This is a genomic window from Aliterella sp. E5.1 (assembly GCF_057473825.1).
In genome coordinates this window covers 1-1,148 of the sequence record NZ_JBYCCV010000480.1, presented here as the reverse complement: position 1 = coordinate 1,148, position 1,148 = coordinate 1, and the positions used below count along the sequence as shown (strand labels likewise).

2 protein-coding genes are annotated in these 1,148 nt (G+C 43.7%); both read right to left on the bottom strand.

Annotated elements, in window-relative coordinates:
* Positions 1-11: 11 nt before the first annotated feature.
* A complete protein-coding gene (locus AC2VE5_RS28385) occupies positions 12-602 on the bottom strand; it encodes an IS630 family transposase (protein ID WP_486890853.1) in 591 nt (196 codons plus the stop codon).
* A complete protein-coding gene (locus AC2VE5_RS28380; protein ID WP_486890852.1) occupies positions 593-1,087 on the bottom strand; it encodes a helix-turn-helix domain-containing protein in 495 nt (164 codons plus the stop codon). The genes AC2VE5_RS28385 and AC2VE5_RS28380 overlap by 10 nt, the downstream gene beginning before the upstream one ends.
* Positions 1,088-1,148: the final 61 nt, after the last annotated feature.

Here is a 1,148-nt window from a genome sequence, read left to right as displayed (position 1 = left end):
ATACCATTTTCTTAAATACCTGCCACAGATAAGGAGTCAAGAATGTATGCCCATCCTGTCAATGATGTGATGACATCAAGTTCCAAATTGTTCAACAGTTCACTCACTCGCTCCTGCAAGTGTTGGAGGTCTTTAAAAACCTGCCATCTCAATTGCCCTTTGAGGTGTTCCCATAGCCTTTCTATAGGGTTCAACTCAGGACTATGAGCAGGTTGAAACAACAGCACAATATTAGGTGGTAGCTTTAGTTTCTTTGCTGTGTGCAATGGTCCATTATCCAACTGGATGATGTGTAAATCTTCTGGATATGCGCGGGCGAATTTTTGCAGATACACTTGAAAACAAGCGCTATCCATGTGAGAGAATTCCCAGAAAAAGTTTTCTCCACTCTTGGGTTCCACTAACCCATATAAGTAGTATCCCTCTGATTGCCATTGCACTAAACCCACTGGTTTGACTCCTGTTGCGGTAATTTTTCTACCGGGAATTGTGCGTAGGTCAAATCGACTTTCATCCTGACACCAATAACGCACGGATGCGGGTTTCTCGGCTCCAGGTTGATTACTGTAGTAGTTTTTGAGCAGCTCCAAGTCTACAGACAAGTTTTTTTAAATGCTTCAGCTTTGATGGGATTATGCCCCAAACTTTTCGGTCTTGGTCGCTTGAGTTTAGCTTTGAGTTTATAGTGTACTGTCCGATGCACAATTTTATAGGACACGCTTACCCCTAATGTCTTCTCCAACCACTCTTGAATTTCCCCATAGCTATGAAAGCCTTCAGGTTCCTGCAAACGTTTACTTAAGGCTTGAATAGCCCACTGGGGAATTTCCGGTTTTCGACCTGACCTTACTTGCTGCTCTAGCAGTTCGCTTACGCCTCCTTGACGATACCGACGTAACCATCGTTGACAGGTAGTGCGGTTACGCCCTAGGTGCAGGGCAAGCTCTTGAATAGTTTTCACTTTCCTAAGTTTTAGCAGATAGAGAGCTTGCACTCGTTCCTTACCAAAGGCGGTTTTCTGCTGACCCAGCAGGGTTTTTAGTTCGGACTTTGTCTCAGTAATCTTGAGCTTGAATACCCCAGCCATACCTCTATTTTGAACACTTCAAATACCAGTTTATCTGCGGCAGCTTAAAAAGAAAATGGTA

Coding starts and splice junctions, on each gene's coding strand:
- AC2VE5_RS28380 (WP_486890852.1), bottom strand. CDS start 1,087: ATGGCTGGGGTATTCAAGCTCAAGATTACTGAGACAAAGTCCGAACTA.